At 60.3% G+C, this 15,562-nt stretch carries 11 protein-coding genes; 7 read left to right on the top strand and 4 right to left on the bottom strand.

The window, feature by feature from the left end; translation table 11 throughout:
• The first annotated feature begins 19 nt into the window (after positions 1 to 19).
• Positions 20 to 694 carry a DUF1211 domain-containing protein gene (locus tag LAO20_01750; protein MBZ5530131.1) on the top strand — a complete coding sequence of 225 codons (675 nt, stop codon included), beginning with the start codon at positions 20 to 22 and terminating at the stop codon, positions 692 to 694.
• Here the strand turns inward: LAO20_01750 and LAO20_01745 are convergent.
• Complete coding sequence (locus LAO20_01745; GenBank protein MBZ5530130.1) at positions 663 to 2,099, bottom strand: sigma-54 dependent transcriptional regulator; 1,437 nt, start codon at positions 2,097 to 2,099, stop codon at positions 663 to 665. The genes LAO20_01750 and LAO20_01745 overlap by 32 nt on opposite strands.
• Entirely contained in the window at positions 2,092 to 5,013 is a 2,922-nt protein-coding gene (locus LAO20_01740; GenBank protein MBZ5530129.1) for a PAS domain S-box protein, read from the bottom strand. The genes LAO20_01745 and LAO20_01740 overlap by 8 nt, the downstream gene beginning before the upstream one ends.
• Positions 5,014 to 5,351: 338 nt before the next feature.
• On the opposite strand from LAO20_01740, the gene LAO20_01735 reads away from it, so the two are divergent.
• The 6 genes from LAO20_01735 to LAO20_01710 all read left to right on the top strand — a co-directional run bounded on the left by LAO20_01735 (position 5,352) and on the right by LAO20_01710 (position 12,434).
• Complete coding sequence (locus tag LAO20_01735) at positions 5,352 to 6,269, top strand: alpha/beta fold hydrolase (GenBank protein MBZ5530128.1); 918 nt, start codon at positions 5,352 to 5,354, stop codon at positions 6,267 to 6,269.
• A gap of 143 nt (positions 6,270 to 6,412) precedes the next feature.
• Positions 6,413 to 7,801, top strand: coding sequence for a DUF58 domain-containing protein (locus LAO20_01730; protein ID MBZ5530127.1), 1,389 nt, complete (start codon positions 6,413 to 6,415; stop codon positions 7,799 to 7,801).
• A 135-nt stretch (positions 7,802 to 7,936) separates the two neighbouring features.
• On the top strand, positions 7,937 to 9,382 hold the full coding sequence (locus tag LAO20_01725) for an FAD-binding protein (GenBank protein ID MBZ5530126.1): 1,446 nt from the start codon (positions 7,937 to 7,939) through the stop codon (positions 9,380 to 9,382).
• Between the two features lie 5 nt (positions 9,383 to 9,387).
• Positions 9,388 to 10,761, top strand: coding sequence for an FAD-binding oxidoreductase (locus LAO20_01720; GenBank protein MBZ5530125.1), 1,374 nt, complete (start codon positions 9,388 to 9,390; stop codon positions 10,759 to 10,761).
• Complete coding sequence (locus tag LAO20_01715; GenBank protein MBZ5530124.1) at positions 10,754 to 12,046, top strand: 4Fe-4S dicluster domain-containing protein; 1,293 nt, start codon at positions 10,754 to 10,756, stop codon at positions 12,044 to 12,046. The genes LAO20_01720 and LAO20_01715 overlap by 8 nt, the downstream gene beginning before the upstream one ends.
• Positions 12,047 to 12,149: 103 nt before the next feature.
• Entirely contained in the window at positions 12,150 to 12,434 is a 285-nt protein-coding gene (locus LAO20_01710) for a hypothetical protein (protein ID MBZ5530123.1), read from the top strand.
• 178 nt (positions 12,435 to 12,612) lie between these two features.
• Here LAO20_01710 and LAO20_01705 read toward each other — a convergent pair whose 3' ends face one another.
• Together LAO20_01705 and LAO20_01700 are read right to left on the bottom strand one after the other, a co-directional pair.
• Entirely contained in the window at positions 12,613 to 13,149 is a 537-nt protein-coding gene (locus LAO20_01705; GenBank protein ID MBZ5530122.1) for a hypothetical protein, read from the bottom strand.
• 151 nt (positions 13,150 to 13,300) lie between these two features.
• Complete coding sequence (locus LAO20_01700) at positions 13,301 to 15,460, bottom strand: thioredoxin domain-containing protein (GenBank protein MBZ5530121.1); 2,160 nt, start codon at positions 15,458 to 15,460, stop codon at positions 13,301 to 13,303.
• Positions 15,461 to 15,562 lie beyond the last annotated feature (102 nt).

Below are 15,562 nucleotides of genomic sequence, written 5' to 3'. Positions count from 1 at the left end.
GCATAGAATCGCATGGCTCATGAGCTCGCCGCCCAAGTCAATCCGCCAGGCGATTTACAGTGTCCGGCTTTCCAAAGGACGCATGGAAGCCTTGACGGACGGCATCTTCGCCATCGCCATGACCCTGCTGGTCCTGGAGCTGAAAGTTCCGGAACTGGCCAAGCATGTTGGCAGCGGAGAGCTGCTCAACAAGCTGGGAGAGGAAACGCCGGCTTTTTTCAGTTTCTTTCTCTCGTTTACTTATTGCGGGCTGCTGTGGATCCAGCACCACCTGGCGATGCATTTTGTCCGTCATCTGCAGGCCGGTTTGGTCTGGCTCAACTTGATGTTTCTGATGTGTATTTCTGTTTTGCCGTTTTCCTGCGCCTTGCTGGGACATTTCCTGAACAACACGGCGGCCAAGGAAATCTATTTCGGCAACCTGTTTGTCGCGGCAACGCTCCTGGCCTTGCAGTGGGTGCTGGCCAAGCGCAAAAAGCTGGTGAATGAAGAGGACGATCCGCGCGCGGCCAAGGCCATGGGCCGCACGTTGATGATGTTTCCGGTAGCGTTGGCCGCCGGCATGGTGGCCACCCCGTTCGGTACGGAGACAGGCTTTTACGCCATGGCGGTGGTCCTGCTGGCGATGCGGGTGTGGCAGCAGAAGCGTTTCCGCAAGGAGCTTACTGCTCCCTCGTCCCCGACTTCTTCCTGACTTCAATATTCAACCGCTTGATCTTCTGGTTGAGCGTGGAAAGCGGGATATGGAAGCGGTCGGCGGCCTCGGTCTGGTTCCAGTTGGATTTTTCCAGCATGTCCACGATCAGGCGGCGTTCGCAGTCTTCCACAATCTCAAACAGGGAAGCGTCGGGGCGATGGTCAAACATCTTGCCGGCGGAGCCGCGGCCCACAATGTGGTCAGGCAGCAGCTCAATGCCAATCACCGGACCGTTGGAGAGGACCACGGCCCGCTCCATCACGTTCTCCAGTTCGCGCACGTTGCCCGGCCAGCCGTAGTCCATCAGCGGCCGCAGGGCTTCCGGCGAGATCTGCCGCGGCGGCTTGCTGTTTTCCTCTGAAAACTTGGCCAGGAAGTGGTTGACCAGCAGCGGGACGTCCGCCGCCCGGCTGCGCAGCGGCGGCAGGTCAATGGTGATTACGTTGAGGCGATAGAACAGGTCATCACGGAACCTGCTCTCGCGCACGGAGACCTTCAGGTCAATGTTGGTGGCCGCAATCACCCGCACGTCCACTTGGATTTCCTGAACGCCGCCCAGGTGCATGAATCTCTTGTCCTGAAGCACCCGCAGGATCTTGGCCTGGGTTTCCAGGCTCATGGTGCCGATTTCGTCCAGGAAGATGGTGCCGCCGTCGGCGACTTCAAACAGGCCCTTCTTGGACGAGACGGCGCTGGTGAACGCGCCCTTGACGTGGCCGAAAAGCGTTGACTCCAGCAGATCGGCGGGCATGGAGCCGGTGTTCACCGGCACAAAGGGATGGTTCTTCCGCGGCGAGTTGGCGTGAATGGCCTTGGCGATGAGTTCCTTGCCCGTCCCGCTTTCACCCTGGATCAGCACCGTGGAGCGGCTGGAGGCCACCTGGCCCACCAGGTCAAAAATCTTGAGCATGGATTCGCTCTTGCCCACGATGTTCTCAAAGTTGTAGCGCTGTTTGAAGGCGCGCTTGAGCTGCTCGTTTTCTTCTTCCGCGCGGCAGCGGGCCACGGCGGCGCGCACGTCGGCCAGCAACTTCTCGTTGTCCCAGGGCTTCTGGATGAAGTTGGTGGCGCCGTTCTGCATGGCGCGCACGGCGTTGTCCACGGTGCCGTAGGCGGTGATCATGATCACGGCAAGCTGGGGATCGCGATTGCGGATCTCCGCCAGAACTTCCAGGCCGTTGCGGTCGGGCAGGGCGAAGTCCAGCAGGATCAGATCAAAGGGCCGCTCGCCCAGCTTGGCAAGCCCTTGTTCCCCGGTTTCCGCCGATTGCACAGAGTAGCCTTCAAATTCCAGCAGGGTCTCCAGGGACTCACGAATTGCGGCCTCATCATCAATGATAAGGATGGAACCGGTGCCGGCGGTCTCCGCCGGCGGGCGGCTTAGTACGGCGGCATCAGACATTGACGGCCTTCCTGATTAAGGGGAATTCAAGATGGAACTGGGTCCCGCGGCCAGGATTGGACTCCACCCGGATCTTGCCTGCATGTTCTTGAATGATTCCGTAGGTAACTGACAAACCCAGGCCCGTGCCGCGCGACTGGCCTTCTTGCGGCGCGTTCTTGGTGGTAAAGAACGGATCGTAGATCTTATGAATGTGTTCCGGCGCAATACCCGTGCCGGTGTCGCTGATGCTGACCTGGACAGCGGACCCGTTGGCGGTGGCTACCCGCAGCGTGCCGCCATGGGCGGCCATCGCGTCCTTGGCGTTAAGGAAGAGATTGAGGAAGACCTGCTGCAATTTTCCCGCATTGCCGTAAATGTCCGGCAGACCTTCATGCAAATCAGCTTCCACTTTGATGCGCGAAGTCTTGAGCTGGTGCTCCAGCAGGGCCAGAGTGTCCAGGATGATCTTGTTCAGGTTGATGTCACTGAATTCCGTGGCGCTGGTGCGGGAGAAATTCAGCAGGTTGTTGACGATCTCTGAGGCCCGGAAGGTCTGCCGCGTGATCTTCTCCATCAGCGCGGCCAGCTTCTCGTCACCATTGATCTGCTTGGCCATCATTTGCGAGTAACTGGAAATGACCGCCAGGGGCGTGTTGACTTCATGGGCCACGCCCGCGGCCAGCAGGCCGATGGACGACATTTTTTCCGCCTGCGAGAGCTGCGATTCCAGTTCAATGCGCTCGGTGATGTCGTCCACGATGATCAGCCGCCCGATGACGCTGAAGTTTCGCGTCACCAGCGGCGCAATGGCCACGTTGGCAACCCGCGTGTCCCCGGTGGGCGTAAGCAAACGGAATTTGTAGAGATTGTGGATGCCCGGGTTCTGGCGCACGCGATAGAACTCTTCCATGAACGGCCCGGGGAAGACTTCATTCAGCTTCTGTCCTACCACCTGGGCGCGCTCCTGGGCGTACATCACTTCCATCTGCGAGTTCCAGGATTCGATGCGGTCTTCCAGGTCCACGGCCAGCACGCCCACATTGATGGATTCCACAATGTTCTCGTTGAAGTCCTTGAGGCGTTCGTATTCGCTGGCTTTCTGCTCCAACGACGCGTACAGGCGGGCGTTCTGGATGGCAATCCCGATGTAGCCGGCCAGGGTCTCCAGCAATTCCACGTCTTCGCTCGACAGGAAGTCGCCGGACATGGTCTTGCCCAGCCCCATCACGGCGATGGTGCGGCCCTGCACCGTGCAGGGAATGTAGTAATTGAAATTCAGCCGGGCGATGGTTTCGCGCGCGGAAACACTGCCCTGGAGCGCTTTGCGGGTGTTGTCAAAAAAGATATGCCCGGCGTAGTGCTCCGGCTGGTCCACCACCAGGAAGCTCAGGTCCAGCGTGCCGCTGCCGCTGTGGGAGATGCCGAAGGACTTGGCCATCTCAAAGGGCTCAGCCGGGTTGCCGGTGGCCAGGAAGATGGCGATGCGGTCCACCAGCAAGGTCCGCGACAGGCGGTCAATCACCGAGCTCAGCATGTTGCTGAGGTCAATTTCCGAACTCAGTTCGCGGCCGAATTCAATCAGGGTGCGGCGGTAGTCGTAACGCTTGCGGTAGAAGAACTTGTCCACCTGGTCCTGGATCCAGTTCTTCAGCGGCTCAAAGGCCAGCGCGGTGATGACGATGACGGCAAGCAGGCCCGCGAAGCCGGAGCCCGGCAGCTTGTTGCTCACCACCGCCGTCATGCCGCCGATCACCACGAAGTATCCGCCCACAATGGCTGCCGTGGCCAGGGTGTAAGCCACGCCGCGCTTGAAAATCACGTCCACGTCCATCAGCCGGTAGCGCACAATGGCGTAGCCAAAGGTCAGGGGCAGAAAGACCAGTGAGAGCACGGAGAGCTTCATGGCCGGCGTGGCCAGGACCCCAAACAGGTAAGGGACCACGTAGATCAAAGTAAAGGGCGTGATCGCCAGCACCGTGCCGCGGGAAATCCACTTCATCTGCTGGCGTTGCAGCGGCGTGTTGGACTTGCGATAGCTGTCCCATAGCACACCGGCCGCGGCAAAGAAGTAGAGCGCCAGATACAGCAATTGCAGCCGGTCCAGGTTCCAGAGCAGCACTTCGCGGGCTTCAAACTGGGTTTGCGCTGTAATTCGCACGGCCAGCAGAACGGCCCCCGGCAGATAGACGAGAGAAGCCAGCCAGGGATGGCTGACCAGCGTTTTGCGTTTCTCCGGGAAGGTGTAAGCAAAATGCAGGAACAGCGCGGGTTGGAGCAGTTCGGCGACAATGTTCGCCCAGAAAATGATCTGGTCAAACGTGTTCCATTTCCCGGTGTAGTGGAACGAATAGAGGATGAACGAAACCAGGCAGAAAATATAAAAATGAGTGGACTTGGGGGCCGTCCAGCGGCGGAACAACACGTAAACGCCGATCCCCAGGTAGATGAGCGCAATCAGCCGTTCGCCCAGGTACAGCGACCGGTCCACCGGGGCCAGGACCAGCGAAAGTTCTTCCACGCGCGTGCCGTTGCGGTCCAAGTCGTAGTTAACCTTGGACCACACGCCGGCCCGGTCCAACTGCCGCTGCAGTGCGGCCACGGTCTTGAGCTGAGGTTGTTTGGGTATGTCTTTGCCGGCCGGTTTGATTCCGCGGCGTTCGGCGGCGCCCAGAGGTTTGCCCACCAGCGACTCGTCGGGCGCTGTGACGTTGACTAATTTGTCGCCAACTTTGACTCCCGCGCGCTCGCCCGGCCCGCCCGGGCTGATTCCCTTGGCGACGAGCTGGCCGCCCTTATCAATCCACCAGACGCCGTCATCGGGTGTAACGAACAGGCCTTCTTTCTGGAAATTGATGGCTGCGAACACGATGCTGGCGGCCGTAAGAAGGGCTAATACAACAGCCGAGACCCGGATTAGGGAGTCCTTACGCATAGGCGGATCAGCGAAAACGCGCGGCTCGCTCTGTTCCCGCTTGGTGAGATCTTTCCGCCGTGATTGGAGCAAGTCAGATGCCATGGGGACTGCTTCTCTCCGCCGAATAACTCTCCTGTTTACTGGTAGTTAAACGGATTATAATGCTTCCCTGTAGAGAAAAATACAAAAATCGGTATCTGGCGTGTGAGTTTTGGTATGTGCAGCAGAATGGGTGCCGAGCAGCTTGCGAAACCGATGGCAGTCTGCAAAAAAGAGCGGGACACCAGAGATCTCGTGTCCCGCAAAAACAAGCTACAGAAGCGATATCCTTTAGTTTCGAAGATCAGAGAGGCTTTGTGGTTGCCCTGGAGTCGCCAAAAATCCAAGCCAGCGTGAAAGGCGCCAAGGCGGAGAGCCATTGGTTCGGCCTCGATGACGAGAAAAACGCCGGCCAACGAAACGACGTTCTGAATAGCGCTGCCCCGAAAATGCATTACCTCAAGGCCGGCTCTGGACCGCCGTTGCTGCTGGTCCATGGCTTGCTGGGAGGCTCGTTCTGCTGGCGCTTCAATCTCCCGGAACTGGCCGCCCGCCGCACGGTCTATGCCGTGGACATGGCTGGCCTGGGCCTGTCTGATGCTTCGCGCTACGCCGACTGCAGCATGGCTGCGCAAGCGGCGCGCCTTGGCTCGTTCATTCACGCGTTACGCCTTGGACCAGTTGATGTGGTTGCCTCCTCGTGGGGCGGCGCCGTAGCGCTGTTGCTGGCGGCGACGAACGCCAACGTACGCTCCCTGATCCTGGCGGCCCCGGTGAATCCCTGGTCGGCCTTCGGACGTGAGCGCGTTTCGTCCTTCAGTGGACGCCTTGCTGGGTTCTTGCTTCCGCGACTCCTGCCGTTCTCGCGCCGATTTCAGCGGCCCTACCTCGAACGCTTGTACGGCGATCCCCACCGCATTCCTTCCGGCACGATTGAAGGCTATGCTGCCTTGATCACGCGTCGCGGACGCGGCCACAATCTGCTCAGCATCCTGCGCGGATGGCAGAAAGACGTTGACGAAGTGCAGGCGGCCATTCCCCGGGTCAAAGCTCCAACGCGGCTGATCTGGGGATCGCAGGACCGGGCTGTGGACCCTGCGTCGGCGGAAGCGCTGCAACGCGCGCTGCCGGGCAGCGCGTTGGCCGTGATGCCGGGAGTCGGACACCTTCCCTTTGAAGAGTCGCCCGCGGAATTCAACCGGCTGGTGCTGGAGTTTCTGGCAAAGGCCAACTGACGCCGGCCGTCGTCTGACGACAGCAACGGGCGGCACGCTTTTTCTCGCCTGCTCTTGTGGCCATGACCTTTCTTCGCTATCCGAACTGCATTTTCTTTTTCCACCCTGGCCCTGCTGTGCCACACTAGAAGCAAGTTTGCGAAATGGTAAACCGTCTCAAGTCTCTTCTGGCCAACCTCGACGGAGAAGCCTGGCTGCGTTTTTTTCTCGCGCTGGCCGGGCTGGCTCTGGCTTTTGCCGCCGCCGTGTTTTCGTCCGCGGCCAGCGAGTCCGGCAATTTCGCGGCGACCATTGTCTTCGCCTCCAGCGCGCTGTTTCTGGCCGGCTTAGTGGCGATTACCACGCTGCCCTACCTCACGCGCCGCGTGATGGCCAGCCGCGTCCGCGACGCGCTGCACTACGAGCTGACCAAGGAAGGCATTGCCTACCTGGGAGCGGCGCTGGTGGTCGGCATCGCTGCGCTCAACACTGCGAACAACCTGCTGTTCATTGTTCTGGCGGCCATGCTCGCCGCCGTTGCAGTCTCCGGTTTTGCTTCCGCCGCGGTGCTGCGCCGCCTGGCGCTGGACGTGGGCATGCCGGGCAACGCGTTTGCCGGGCGCGCGGTCGCGGTCCGCGTCAAGCTGCAGAACCCGCGTTATTGGGTGCCCGCCTTTTCCGTCAAAGTCTCCACGCCGGTGGAGAAAAAGAAAAAGAAGGCGGGATGGGAATGGCAAAAGAGCGAATTCGTTTTCCCGCGCAAGGGTACATGGCTTCGCCTGCCGGACTACACTTTGCGCCGCAAGATTCTGGTGCCGCGTCCCGCAAACATCCTGACCCGGCCGGTGTACTTTACTTTTGTGGCGCCCCGCACCACCTCGGAAGCTGAGGTGGAGCTGGTTTTTCCCCGGCGCGGACTGTACAGCCAGGATTCTTTCAGCCTGTCCACGCGGTTTCCGTTTTCGTTTCTCATCAAGAGCCGCAGGGTCACGCTGGAACGTGAGCTGCTGGTGTATCCCACGCTCCTGGACCAGGACAACCTTCTGGACGTGCTGCCCATGATCACCGGCGAATTCGTTTCCTACATGCGCGGACGCGGCAGCGAACTCTATCGCATCCGCGAGCACCAGCCCGGAGACCCCGCGCGTACCGTGGACTGGAAAGCCACCGCCAAGACCGGCGCGCTCAAGGTCCGCGAGTTCACCCGCGAAGATGAGCGCCGCCTGCGCGTGGTGTTTGACAATCCCGAGCCCGCACGCGTCTCGGCCGAGAAATATGAACACGCCGTCTCGCTGGCGGCCACGCTGGCCTGCCACTTTGCCACGGAGAACGTGGAACTCTCCTTCGCCGGCTCCGGCTACCACGGCGGGATCCACCTGGAAGACTTCCTGCGCTACCTGGCGCTGGTGGAGCCCGAACCGGGCGACAAGTACGGCGAAAATATTTTGGACGCGCTGCCCGTCTCGTCGGACTACAACGTGATCCTCACCGCGCGCCAGCCCGGCACGCTGCCCAGTTCGCTGTGGCACAGTTCGTATGTGATCTATATGTAGAACTCCGTCCTTCGGATCGGATTCGGGCCGTTCAATTTTCCGCTTTTGGCAATTTCGGCGATTTTGGCAATCTCTTTCCCACTGCCCTCCCTCTGATCTTGCTACAATCACTTCGTTCCAAGGCACAGGTTTCCCATGGATTCCTCCATCATTCGCGCGCTGAAGAAGATTGTCGGCAGTGAAGCCGTTCTCGATCGCCCGGAAGAGCTCATGCTCTACGAATACGATGGCGGCGTGGAGAAGAGCCGTCCTGGTGCGGTGGTGTTTGCGCAGACCGCGAAGCATGTGTCGGAGATCATGCGGCTGGCGTCGGCGACGAAGACTCCGGTGGTTCCGCGCGGCGCGGGAACCGGCCTGAGCGGCGGCGCCATCGCCCGCAAAGAGGCGATCATGCTGGCCATGGCCCGCATGAACAAGATCTTGGAAATTGACGTGGAGAACCAGCGCGCCGTGGTGCAGCCCGGCGTGGTCAATCTGGAAGTCACCAACGCTGCGGCGAAATTCGGCTACTACTACGCGCCCGATCCTTCCAGCCAGAAGGCCTGCACCATCGGCGGCAACGTGGCGGAAAATTCCGGCGGCCCGCACACGCTGGCCATGGGCGTGACCGTGAACCACGTCACCGGACTTGAGGTGGTCCTGCCCGACGGAAAAATCGTGGAGTTTGGCGGCAAATCGCAAGATTCCTGCGGGCTGGACCTGGCGGGATTCTTCGTTGGCTCGGAAGGCACCATGGGCGTGGCGACGAAGATCACCGTGAAGCTGACCAAGCTTCCGGAATCGGTCGCGACTTTGCTGGCCATTTACGACTCGGTGGAAGACGCGGCCAACACGGTTGTCGCCATCACCCAAAGCGGTGTGACGCCGGCGGCGCTGGAGATGCTTGACGGTTTCATGGTGCGCTGCGTGGAAGAAAACGTCCACGCCGGCTATCCCATGGACGCCGCGGCCGTACTGCTGATCGAGCTCGAAGGCATGAAAGAGACGGTGGAAGAGCAGGCTGAAATTGTCAGCGCCGTGTGCACCAAGGCCAAGGCCCGCGAAGTTCGCCGCGCCAAGACTGAACAGGAACGCCAGCTTCTCTGGCTGGGCCGCAAGACGGCGTTCGGCGCCGTGGGCCGCGCGGCGCCCGCTTACTACACGCAGGACGGCGTCATCCCCCGCACCAAAGTTCCGGCCACGCTGGCGGAGATTGAACGCATCAGCCAGAAATACGGCCTGATTATCGGCAACGTCTTCCACGCCGGTGACGGCAATCTGCATCCGCTGATCCTGTTTGACAGCCGCGATCCCAAGCAAACCGAAGACACCCACAAGGCCGGCAATGAAATCATGGAGACCTGCATTCGATTTGGGGGCTCCATCACCGGCGAGCACGGCGTGGGGCTGGAAAAAAAGAATTTCATGCCGCAGATCTTCACTGAGGACGACCTGGAATTCATGATTCGCCTGCGCAACGCGTACAATCCTGACTCCATCCTCAACCCGCAGAAAATGATTCCTGAAATGCGCTTCTGCCGCGAGATCACCGGCCCGCTACCCAAAGCGAAAGTAGAACCAGTATCCGGGGTGCCGATGTGAGCGCCGTGGCCGCAGCACAATCCGTGGAGCGTGAGATCGCTGCCATTGTCGGCGACGAGCACGTGGGCCTGCAGGAGTTGACCAGCGCGCAACTGGAGATCAACGGCGTAACCCCGGCCACGGTGGTGGCGCCCGCGTCAGCGCAGGAAGCCGCTGCTGTAGTGCGCGTGGCCGCGGAGCGGAATCTGGTGGTGGCTCCCGCCGGCGGTTTTACCAAGCAGGACATCGGCGGCGTGCCCGAGCGCATTGACATTCTTCTGCGCACACACCGGCTGAACACCGTGGAAGCTTACGATCCCGGCGATCTTACGGTGAGCGTCAACGCCGGCATGACTTTTGCCGAAATGCAAAGCAAGCTGGCCGAACACCAGCAGTGGCTGCCTTACGACGCGCCCAAGCTTTCGCAGGCCACGGTGGGCGGGTTGCTGGCTACCGCCGCAGCCGGGCCGCTCAAGCACGCCTTCGGGGGCCTGCGCGACTTCTGCATCGGCGTGCAGTTTGTCACCGCGGAAGGCAAGGTAGCCAAAGGCGGAGGCCGCGTGGTGAAGAACGTTGCCGGTTACGACCTGATGAAGCTCATCATCGGCAGCTACGGCTCGCTGGCCATCATCACGCAGGCCAACTTCAAGGTGTTCCCCAAGCCGCGCCAGACGCAGACGTTCATCTGCAACTTCGGCTCGCTGGCGGAAACCATCCAATTTCGCGAACGGATTTTCAAGTCGCCGCTCACACCCATTTGCCTGGAGATCATTTCTCCGCACGCGCCCGAATACCTGAACGATCCGCAACCGGCGCAAGATCCAGACCATTACGTGCCTTCGCAGCCGTTGCGTCCGACGGCCAACGTCTGGCAGATGGCCTTGCGCGCCGCGGGAAGCGACAACGTTCTGGCGCGCTATCGCCGCGATCTGGGCGCGGCCGTTGCCCGCGAGTTGCACGGCGCCGAGGAAGACCAGTTCTGGCGCTGGGTTTCACATTTTGAGTACAACGTGCTGGCCAAGCATCGCAACGCCATGGTGATGTACACGCACCTGACCATTCAGGGCGTGGCGCCCGCCATCCACGGCCTGGAAAAGGCCGCGCCGGACTACAACTTTATTCCCGCGGTGCTGGGCCGCGCCGCCACAGGGAACCTGGTGATCGCTTTCATTCCGCTTTCCGTGGACCCGCCTTCTGCCATGCAGTACGCCAACTGCGTGTCCGGCTTCCGCGCGCTGTTGCCGCCGGGCGCGTCGGCGGAGGTGGCGCACTGTCCCAAGGAAGCCAAGCTGCACTTTGACGTTTGGGGTACCACGCCCACCGACGTGGCCGTGATGCAGGCCGTCAAGCGGGCCGCTGACCCCAAAAATATTTTCAACCGAGGCCGTTTCATTGTCTGATTCAAGTCAACCGACGAGCGCCGCCGCAGTCGAACAGCCGCCACTCGGCGTGAGCATCGCCGACCAGGACATTCCCACGTGGGACCTGCTGCGCACATGCGTCCACTGCGGATTGTGCCTGAACCACTGCCCCACGTACAAGACGCTGGGCGTGGAAATGGATTCGCCGCGCGGACGCATCTACCAGGTTGCCCACGTCAACGACGGTGACTTGGAACTGGGCGCATCGTTTGTCAAACACATTGACCAGTGCCTGGGTTGCCTGGCCTGCGAAATTGCCTGTCCGTCGGGCGTGAAGTACGGCCACATCGTGGAGCGGGCCCGCGCGCGGATTGAGCAAAAGTACCGCCGGCCGTTCATAGCGCGCACCGTACGTAACATTTTCTATCGCAAAATCATCTCCAACTTCGGCACGCTCAAGTTCGTGGCCCGGATGGTGGGCTTTTACCAGCGGTCCGGGCTGCAGGCGGTCACTCGCGCCACTGGCGTGCTAAGACTTTTCGGCATGGCGGACGTGGAACGCCTGTCGCCGCAGATTGACAAGGAATTTTTCTTCGGCGAGATCGGCAAGGTTTTTCCCGCCGTGGGGGAACGCCGCGGCAAAGTGGCTTTTCTTGCCGGGTGCATCAACAACGTGGCTTTCTCGCACTTGAACCGCGCCACCATCAGCGTGCTTACGCAAAACGGCGTTGAAGTCCACGTGCCCGCCGGGCAAGGCTGCTGCGGCGCGCTGCACGCTCATGCCGGCTATCGCGATGAGTCGCGCGCGCTGGCCCGCAACAACATCAAGATTTTCCTCAACGCCGACTACGATGCCATCATCACCAACGCCGCCGGCTGCGGCTCGCACATGAAGGAATACGACGACCTGCTGGAACACGATTCGGAATACTTGACGCGGGCGAAGGAGTTCAAAGCCAAATCCAAAGACGTGACCGAGTACCTGGCAGGGATCGGCGTGCGCGCGCCAAAGAAGAAGATCAGCCAGAAGGTCGCCTACCAGGACCCATGCCACCTGGCTAACGCGCAGCGCATCCGCATCCAGCCGCGCGAGTTGCTCAAGGCCATTGGCTGCGAACTGGTGGAACTGCCGCACTCCGACCAGTGCTGCGGCAGCGCCGGCGTGTACAACGTGGCGCACAATGACCTCTCGATGAAAATCCTGGCGGCCAAAATGGATGACGTGCAGTCGGTGACGGCGGACATCATCGCCACCGCCAACGTGGGTTGCCTGATCCAACTGCGAGCAGGCATGGCCCAGCGCGGCTTGAAGCAGCACTCGTAGCTTTTTTCTTTATCCCGAGCGGAGCGAAGGAACCCTATAAACACAAGGCACACGAAGGATCACAGATGCCATTTGCCGCAGAGGCTGCTGTAAAATCGTGACCATGAAACGCTTGTGCACGTTGCAGCTTACGCTTGACGAATGGCGCGGGGAAATCCGATATAAGCCAAGGATTTTCAGTGGAAAAGATCCCGAGGGAGAGGCGTACTTCCCTCAGCCATGGAAAACGCTCAAGTATCTCCTGGAGCGATGGGGTGTCGCTAAGGCCAACATGGATGCCCTTAGGACGAAGGCCGACAAGAATGAGCAGGCCATACTGGAAGTGGAGATAGAAGAAACTTACCTGAACAGTTTTAGTTTCATCTTCAAGCCGGACGATATCGTTTGAAGACCATTGAGTTTCTCAGCAACATACAAGACGCGCTCAGCGCGGAGGCACGAGGGAAGGTCGGGCTGGTCTGAGAAATTCCTTGCTGCCGGTCTGCGCTTATCCATTCATGTGGTGTACGTGTAGGCTTTCGTGATGATAGGGATCTCTCGCTTCGCTCGAGATTACAAAAACAGCACTACTCCTCGACTCCTTCCCCCGTCACCACGAAATGCGGATCGTCTTCGCCTGGGCGAAACAACCGCCAGTGCTCGCCGGGAAGAGCATCATCGGGAAAGATTTCCAGCGCCATATCATCTTCAAGCGCAACGGTAAGAGCGCCTGCCGCGCCAACCTGGAATCTGGTCACGCGATATTGCTTGCGGCCCTGTTCGAAAAGGGCGGCGACCAACTCGTCGCGGCGATTGCCGCCTTGCACGTCCCAGTTGAAATTCCGCGGGATTTCCTGGGTCTGGTCGCAGTAGCCGGCTGGGTAATAAAGATCGCGGCTGCCGACCAGCACGCGGCCGCCTTGGGTGATGCGCCAGGCGCACTGCACGTGCAGTGAATACTCGCCGACTTCTCTGGGTTCGCCGCGAAAGTCCTTGATGGTCCGGCGCTCGCCGAAGATGAACCACTCCAGGTCGGCGGCGCGGCCGGAATCCCACAACGGCATTCCCACGAGCGGAGCGAGAGCCTGTGCAATTCGGTCTTTCAACGGATTTGTTTCGGCCATGGTTGCGTGTCTTTCTGAAATCTCGAGCAGAGCGAGAGATCCATATCGTCACGTTACGCTCGCGGCTCACTTGCCTCGGTAACCCTTGGATCCACGCGCTGATATAGATCTCTCCCCTTCGCAAGCTCAGAGTCGAGATTTCAGAGAAAGGTTATGCCTGTGCCCTTGACAGTCTCTCCAGTTCTTCAGGACTCTCGACCGGCGGCTGACACGAGAAGTTGCTGCACACCACAGCCACGGTCTTGCCTTCCTTAACCGCCGGCAAATTAGGGATGGTCTCTGCCAGTGCTGGAGGCAGCATTTGCGGCACGGCTTCGCCCTGCGGAAGATGCAGGACAGATTTGTTCAACCCAAAATGCTTCAGCGCCGCCGACTTTAACCGCTCCGCCTGCTGGCCGCTGCCGGCGATGACCACCTGCACGTGCGGACGCAGGTACATGTCCAGCGCAATGGCGTAGGTGGAAGCAAACAGCCCATAGTGCTCAGCGATTCCGGCAAAGGCTTTCAGCGTGTCTTCGGCAACTTTGTGATACCTGGCATCGTTGGTCCACGCGTGCAGTCGCAGCAGAGCGATGGCTGCCGCCGGATTGCCAGCGGGAGTGGGCGAATCCTGCAGCGGCTTGCGCCGTGCCGCCAGCGCGCCCAGAACGATCCCGTCGCCCGCGTCCGGTCCCGCGGCTATATCAAAAAATCCGCCTTCGTGCGAATCATGGAAGCGGGTGATCATGGCGTCGGCAATCTTCTGCGCGAAGTGGAAGTAGCTCAGGTCAGCGCTGGCTTCATACGCGTCCAGGCAGGCGATGACCATGAAAGCGTAGTCATCCAGCACGCCGGGGACCCTGCGCTGCACGGCCTGCGGATCCGAGTAGGCGATCACGTGCTGCAAACTGCCGCCGGCGCTCCAACCTTCGGCAAGAATGCGGTCCAGCGAGCGCAGGGCAAATTTGCGCGCGCTATCGAGCACAAGAACGCCTGCAGCTTTGAGGTAGGCGGAGATGCACAGTGCGTTCCAGCTTACGTAAACCGTTTTGTCCACAAATGGCGTGGGACGCTTGAGCCGCGCGGCGTACATTTTCTTTTTGGCGGAAACCAGAATAGCCGCAATTTCCTGGTTTGTCTTCTTGAGGCGCGTGGCCAGCTCGTCAATGGGAACGCGCATGTACAGCACGTTCTTCTCGGGATTGTGGTGCATCTCGCCCACTTCGCCAATGTCATAGTGCAGCATGGCCACTTGCAGTTCGTCGTTGTCCACGCCCAGCGCGGCCTGGGCTTCGTCCAGGGTCCATGTGAAGTAGTCGCCGTCGTCGTCCAGCGAGTAGTCGGCGTCCTGGGACGCATAAAATCCGCCTTGCTGCTGGTCAGTGAGCCATTCGTCCATCCAACGGACCACGTCGCGGGCCACCGCAGCAAAGGTTTCATTGCCGGTCAACTGGTAGCCGTGAACATAATTCTTGAGCAGCTCAGAATTGTCGTACGACATTTTTTCGAAATGCGGGACGATCCAGTGCTCGTCCACCGAGTAGCGATGGAACCCGCCGGCCAGGTGGTCATACACGCCGCCTTCGGCCATTTTTTCCAGCGTAAAGCTCACGGTGTCGCGCAGCAGCGAGTTGCCGGTTTCCGCGTAGCGCTGCATCAGCATGTCGGTGGCGCTGGGATGAGGAAACTTGGGCGCGGAGCCGAAGCCGCCGTGGTCGGGATCAAACAGCTTCATGGCGGAGGCCACCATGCTCTCAATCAGCTCCGGCCGCAGCGGTCCCGATTTGCCGGTGAATCCTTCTGACTGGCTGATGGCGCCCATCACGCTCTCGGCTGATTCCAGCACGTCAGAATGTTTTTCCTGGTAGCTGCGCGCCAGCGTCAGCAACACGCGGCGAAAACTGGGCCGCCCCTGGACGTCCTGCGGAGGAAAGTACGTCCCAACATAAAACGGTTTGCCCTCCGGCGTGAGAAACCCAGTGAGCGGCCACCCGCCTTGCCCGGTGATGGCCTGCGCCGCGGTCTGGTAACGGCTGTCCACGTCAGGACGCTCGTCGCGGTCCACCTTGATGGCGATGAAATGTTCGTTGATGATGGCCGCCACTTCCGCATCGTCATACGACTCGCGGTCCATCACGTGGCACCAGTGGCACCATACGGCTCCGATGTCCAGCAGGATGGGCTTGTTCTGGTCGCGCGCTTTCTCAAACGGCTCCGGCCCCCACTCGTGCCACTGGATAGGCTGATGCATGGCCGAACGCAAGTAAGAAGAAGATGCGCTGGCCAGGGCGTTAGCAGGGTGCAAAGTGGTTTCGGGGGATTTCGAGCTCATGGCAGTAGTTTAGTCGCGATCACGGGCAGGCTCCAAGTTGCAAGGGAACTGCGGCTTTTGGCTATTGGCCATTGGCTGTTGGTTTGGCATTGTGATCTCCAA

It is taken from the genome of Terriglobia bacterium (assembly GCA_020072815.1).
In the GTDB taxonomy this organism is placed as follows: domain Bacteria; phylum Acidobacteriota; class Terriglobia; order Terriglobales; family Acidobacteriaceae; genus Angelobacter.
This window is presented reverse-complemented; position numbering and strand designations above follow the sequence as displayed.

Coding starts and splice junctions, on each gene's coding strand:
- LAO20_01750 (MBZ5530131.1), top strand. CDS start 20: ATGAGCTCGCCGCCCAAGTCAATCCGCCAGGCGATTTACAGTGTCCGG.
- LAO20_01745 (MBZ5530130.1), bottom strand. CDS start 2,099: ATGTCTGATGCCGCCGTACTAAGCCGCCCGCCGGCGGAGACCGCCGGC.
- LAO20_01740 (MBZ5530129.1), bottom strand. CDS start 5,013: ATGCGTAAGGACTCCCTAATCCGGGTCTCGGCTGTTGTATTAGCCCTT.
- LAO20_01730 (MBZ5530127.1), top strand. CDS start 6,413: ATGGTAAACCGTCTCAAGTCTCTTCTGGCCAACCTCGACGGAGAAGCC.
- LAO20_01725 (MBZ5530126.1), top strand. CDS start 7,937: ATGGATTCCTCCATCATTCGCGCGCTGAAGAAGATTGTCGGCAGTGAA.
- LAO20_01710 (MBZ5530123.1), top strand. CDS start 12,150: ATGAAACGCTTGTGCACGTTGCAGCTTACGCTTGACGAATGGCGCGGG.
- LAO20_01705 (MBZ5530122.1), bottom strand. CDS start 13,149: ATGGCCGAAACAAATCCGTTGAAAGACCGAATTGCACAGGCTCTCGCT.
- LAO20_01700 (MBZ5530121.1), bottom strand. CDS start 15,460: ATGAGCTCGAAATCCCCCGAAACCACTTTGCACCCTGCTAACGCCCTG.